The following is a 5,393-nucleotide window of genomic DNA, read 5'->3' on the forward strand; positions in this document are numbered from 1 at the left end:
CCTTGCCCTTGGCAAAAATATCCTGATAGGCGCGTGTTTGCTCCAGGGGAACCAGTACCGGAAACATGGTGCGCAACTCCTCGTCGGTGAGTAGTGGAAACCGTTCCATCAGCCAAAATTCGAGCATCCGTTCCAGGGTGGCGCGGATCGGCGGCGCCAGGGGTGCCGCACGGATCACCCGCCAGGCTTGGGGTGCGCGGACCCGCAGGTCCTCGGCGCGCGGGATGATCAGCGGGACCAGGGCGGCGACATAGGGGTTGTCCGGCTCGCGCTCCAGCCACCGGGGCAGGAGCTCGTTGTCGTTGTCGTTGTCGGTGTCGAGGTTATCGTAACGCCCCGGATTCTCTCGCACGCCGAAGTGCATCGCTTCTCCGATTACGATTACGACAACGACAACGACGCGACAAGCACTCCCTAATGGACTTGTTTAACTTGATGGCCACGCGATTACGCGACCGCGCTGCCGTCGTCCGGCACCGGCCCCTCGGTCAGCAGCGGTCGCATGGCGTGGAGGAGGTTGGCGAACAACTGCGGGTGCCCGGCCTCCTCCCGCGCCAGCAGGGCCTTGGTGTGCTCGCGGCGGGTGGGCAGGGCGAAACAGGCCGGGCAACTGTCCGCCACCACCGGCAGGGCCGCGGCGCGGGCAAAGTCCGCGGTCTGGCGCTCGCGGCAGTAGGCGAGCGGGCGGATGATGCGCAGATCCCCGGCCTTGTTGACATAGTGCGCCTTCATAGTGCGCAACTGGCCGTTGTGGAAGATCGACATCAGCAGGCTTTCGGCCAGGTCGTCCAAGTGCTGGCCCAGGGCCAGGCAGTTGTACCCCTGCTCGCGGCAGACACGGTACATGATGCCGCGCTTCATCCGTGAGCAGTAGGCGCAGAAGGAGTCGCCGTCCATGTGGGTGCGCGCCTGCGCGATCAGGGGCTGGCGCTCATAGTGCCAGGTCAGCCCCGGGTAGCACTGGGGCAGGTGCGAGGGGTCGAAGCCCGGGACCAGCGGGTCCACGGTCAACACGGCCAGCTCGAAGCGCACCGGGGCATAGGTCTGCAGGTGCCGCAGGATGTGCAGCAGCGACAGTGAGTCCTTACCGCCCGAGACCCCCAGCAGCAGGCGGTCGCCGGCGCGGATCATGCGATAGTCGGCGATGGCCCGACCCACTTGGCGCAGGAGTGATTTCGGGGGCTTCAGGGCGGGGTTGGGCATGTCCGATGACCGTCCACTTATTCAATCGGGAATTCGGCTTCGCGGTACTAGCCCTTCTGCGACGCCTGAGAGGTCGGCGCAAAGCGGAAAGTCCGGATCGTCCAGCAGTCGGCGTCGGCGGTCAGGACCAGGCAGGAGGGGCCGCCGTGGGTGCGGGTACGGCCGGCGGCACCGGGGTTGAGCACCCAGGGCAGGGCCTCCTGATCCAGCAGCAGCCGGTGGCTGTGGCCGTAGACCAGGGCGCGGGCGTGCGGAAAACGGCGGCGCAGCCGTTCGTGGCGACCCCGCGCCGGGGTCTGGTGGCCGTGGATCACGACCAGGGTGCCGCCCGGCAAGGACACCTCGACCCAGCCCGGGAGCCGGTCCAGGGTCGCCCGGTCCGCGCTGGGCCAATCGGCCGGGCGGTCGTTGTTGCCGCGCGCCGCCCACACGGGGCCGTGCCGCGGTTGCAGGCAGGCCATGACCGCAGCGTTGCCGATATCCCCGCCGTGGACCGCCAGGTCGCAGTCGGCGACCACGGCAAGCACGCGGGGGTCCACCCAGCCGTGGGTGTCGGCAAGGATTGCGACCCGCACCGGGGCGGGGTTGCCGGGGGCGGCGGCCGGGCCTGCCGCCGCCCCCGTCGGTGGTGCATCCGTCATCATGATGTCCGCACTCGTCCTGTATGGTGTCCCCGGCCGCACGCCGGACCCGGCACCCGGGGCTCAATCGATCGTCAGGGCCAGCTTGCCGGTCACATGCCCGGCCTCGAGCAACTGGTGGGCCTGCGCGGCGGCGGCCAGGGGGAAGGTCTGGGAGACGTGGATCTTGAGTTCCCCGTTGTCGATCAATTTGCCGCAACGGCGCAGGATCTCGCCCTGGTGGGCCTGCGCCCGCGGCAGGTCGCGCAATTGGGGCGTGAGCATCAGTTCCAGACTCAGGCGCAGGTTGCGCACGCGCGCCTCCTTCAGATCCAGGTCCGGCCCCGGGTCCAGGATGGTCACCAGGTTGCCGTAGGCGGCCATGGCCGGGATGGTTCGGCGGAAGCACGCCGGGCCCACCGTGTCCAGGGCCACATCGACCCCGCGTCCGCCGGTCCACTCCATGACCGCGTGTACCAGGTCCTCCTCCCGGTAGTTGATGCAATACTCGGCCCCCAGCGCATGGGCGAAATCGGCCTTCTCCGGGCCGCTCACCGTGGTGCAGACCCGCGCCCCGGCGAGGCGGGCGAGTTGGATCGCGACATGCCCCACGCCCCCGGCCCCGGCGTGGATCAACACGGTCTGATCGGCGGCGAGGCCCGCCCGGTCGCTCAGGGCCTCCCAGGCGGTCAGCAGGACCAGGGGGGCGGCGGCGGCCTCGGCGAACCCCAGCGCGTGCGGCTTGGCCTGGGCCAACTGGTTGTCCAGACAGATGTATTCGGCATAGTTGCCGACCGGGCCGCCAAGCCCGCCGTGACAGAACCAGACCTCGTCGCCCGGCTTGAAGCGGGTCACGTCCGCGCCCACCGCCTCGACCACGCCCGCCCCGTCACAGCCCGGGACCATCGGGAACCCGGCCGGCAGGAGCGCCCCGTTGGTGCGAATCTTGGTGTCGACCGGATTGACACCGGCCGCCATCAGGCGAACCAGGATATCATCCGGTCCGGTCAGTTCCGGACGGGGCCGCTCCACCAGTTGGAGGACCGCGGGTCCGCCAGTCTTCTGTATCTCGATCGCTCGCATGGGCAATACTCCCGGAATCGTTTCGTCAAAGGGTCTAACAGTAGCCTTGTACTGGTCGGCATGACAACACCATGACGCTAGGATCTTCATCCCTCGCCCCCGCGGCGGCCCTGCCGGTCGACGCCGCGCGTCGAGCGGCGGCCGCGCGCCGGGCAGCCGCCGGACACCCGCGACCATGAGCGACCAGGCCCCCGATTGCAATCGACTCAAGACCCGGATCAGCGACTTGGAGCGTCAGGTGGCGCGCCTGTCGGTGGTTCACCAAGAGCTGATCGACACCCGCGACCGCCTGGACCGTGAGCTGGAGCGCTTCGCGGGCATGCAGTCATACAATACCCGCGCCATCGCCGTACGCGACCCCGGGCAGTTCGCCGCCATCACCGCCGAGGCGGTCCTGGAACTGTTCGAGCTGGAGTTCGCGCTCCTGTGGCCGACCGCGCCGGACGGCACCCCGGCGGACGCCCCGACGGCCGCGCTCGGCATCGCCCCCGACGCCATCCCCGGCGCGGCGTTGCGCGAGTTGATCGCCACGGAGCGCTTCCGCCGCAGTCGCACCAGTTGGTGGGGACCGGCCGACCCCCCGCCCGCCGCCCCCGCCGGGGCGCACCAACTCGTCATCAGCGCCTGCGCCGGTCCGAGCGGCGTGAGCTTCGCGCTGGTGATCGGCGGGGTGGCGGCGGGCGATCGGGACCATTATCGCGGGCTGGTCACCGCGCACCTGGAATCCTTCGCCGTCTTCGCCCAGCAGATCGGGGCGCTGCTCCAGAACCGCAGTGATCAGGCGACCATCGAGCGCCAGATGCAGCAGTTGCGGCTCGAACAGGAGCGCCTGAACATGGCCGTGGAGGGCAGCAACGCGGGCCTCTGGGACTGGGACCTGGAGACCAATCGGGTCCACCTGTCGCCGCGCTGGAAGGCGATGCTGGGCCATGGCCCCGAGGAGGTGCAGGATACCTTTGCCGAGTGGGAGGCGCGGGTGCACCCCGACGACCTGGGGCCCTCCAGGGAGCGGGTGCGCGCCCATTTGATCGGGGTGACTGAGATCTATGAGAACGTCCACCGACTGCGCCACAAGGACGGGCATTACCTCTGGATCATGGCCCGCGGGCGCGCCCTGCGCACCGCGGCGGGCCGGCCCTACCGGATGGTGGGCATCCACCTGGACGTGACCGAGCAGCGCCGGGCGCGCGAGCAGGCGGAGGCCGCCAACCGCGCCAAGAGCGAGTTCCTGGCCACCGTGAGCCACGAGATTCTGACCCCGATGAACGGGGTGCTGGGGATGCTCGAGTCATTGCAGCACAGCGGTCCTACCCCGGAGCAGGCGCCGCATCTGGCCACCGCCCGCCGCTCCGCCGAACACCTGCTCGAAATCATCAACGACATCCTGGTCCTGTCCACCATCGAGGCCGGGCGCTTCGCGGCCGAAACCAACCCCTTCGCGCCGGGCCCCGTGCTGACGGCCGCCGCCGACGCCTTTCGCGACGCGATGGCGGCCAAGGGGCTCGACTACCGGGTAGACCTCGCCGCCGCGCTGCCCGACTGCCTGCTGGGAGACCCGGCGTGCCTGACGCGGATCCTGCGCAACCTGGTGGGCAACGCGCTCAAGTTCACGCCCGCGGGCACGGTGACGGTCGCGCTGGGCGGGCGGCCCCTGCCGGACGGCCGCTTCGAGCTGGCGCTCACCGTGCGCGACACCGGCATCGGCATGGCCCCCGAGACCCAGGCGCGGGTCTTCAGCCCCTTCACCCAGGCGGACGGGGGCACCACCCGCGCCTACGGCGGCGCCGGCCTGGGGCTCGTCATCTGCCGCCGGCTCCTGGACCAGATGGGCGGACGCATCTGGATGCAGAGTGAACCGGGCCGGGGTTCTGAGCTGCAGGTCCGCCTGCCCTTGGATCCCGGCAGCGCCCAGGCACCGGAGCCGCAACCGCGGCCCCGCGCGCGGCGCGCCCTGCTGGTCGAGGACAATTTGGTCAACCAGAAGGTCGCCCGGGGCACGCTGGCCGGACTGGGTCTGGAGGTCCTGGTCGCGGACGACGGCCGCCAGGCCTTGGAAATCTTTGCCCAGGGCGGTATCGACATCGTGCTGATGGACATCCAGATGCCGGTGATGGACGGCTACGAGGCCACCCGCCGTCTGCGCGCCCTGGAGGCCGAGCGCGCCTGGCCGCGCACCCCGGTGCTGGCGGTCAGCGCCAACACCAGTGCCGAGGACCGCGACCGCTGCCTGGCCGCCGACATGGACGCCTTCGTCGCCAAGCCGACCAACGCGGCCGGGTTCAAGGCGGCGCTGGTGCGGTGGGTGGAGATCTAAGAGATTTCGCGCGGAATAGGCCTTGCGTGTCGACCGAGCGTTGCCCCAGCACACCCTCGCCAGGGTGCGATCGGAACTGATGTGGTGACCGAGATCCCGGGTACGCTGTCGTTGTCGTTGTCGTTGTCGCTGTCGTAATCGAATAATCCGACCACGATTACGACAACGACAAC

At 69.7% G+C, this 5,393-nt stretch carries 5 protein-coding genes; 1 reads left to right on the forward strand and 4 read right to left on the reverse strand.

The window, feature by feature from the left end; translation table 11 throughout:
* The 4 genes from QZY48_RS00500 to QZY48_RS00515 form a co-directional block, all read right to left on the reverse strand.
* A partial coding sequence (locus tag QZY48_RS00500; RefSeq protein ID WP_295426426.1) for a DUF2887 domain-containing protein occupies positions 1 to 364 on the reverse strand: 364 nt, incomplete at its 3' end.
* A gap of 83 nt (positions 365 to 447) precedes the next feature.
* Positions 448 to 1,203, reverse strand: coding sequence for an ATP-binding protein (locus QZY48_RS00505; protein WP_295426428.1), 756 nt, complete (start codon positions 1,201 to 1,203; stop codon positions 448 to 450).
* A gap of 47 nt (positions 1,204 to 1,250) precedes the next feature.
* Positions 1,251 to 1,844, reverse strand: a complete 594-nt coding sequence (locus QZY48_RS00510) for a metallophosphoesterase family protein (RefSeq protein WP_295426430.1) — start codon at positions 1,842 to 1,844, stop codon at positions 1,251 to 1,253.
* A 63-nt stretch (positions 1,845 to 1,907) separates the two neighbouring features.
* A complete protein-coding gene (locus QZY48_RS00515) occupies positions 1,908 to 2,906 on the reverse strand; it encodes a zinc-binding dehydrogenase (protein ID WP_295426432.1) in 999 nt (332 codons plus the stop codon).
* Between the two features lie 175 nt (positions 2,907 to 3,081).
* Between QZY48_RS00515 and QZY48_RS00520 the strand changes: the two genes are divergently transcribed.
* A complete protein-coding gene (locus tag QZY48_RS00520) occupies positions 3,082 to 5,220 on the forward strand; it encodes a PAS domain-containing hybrid sensor histidine kinase/response regulator (RefSeq protein ID WP_295426433.1) in 2,139 nt (712 codons plus the stop codon).
* Positions 5,221 to 5,393 lie beyond the last annotated feature (173 nt).

This window comes from uncultured Thiodictyon sp. (genome assembly GCF_903828115.1).
GTDB lineage: Bacteria > Pseudomonadota > Gammaproteobacteria > Chromatiales > Chromatiaceae > Thiodictyon.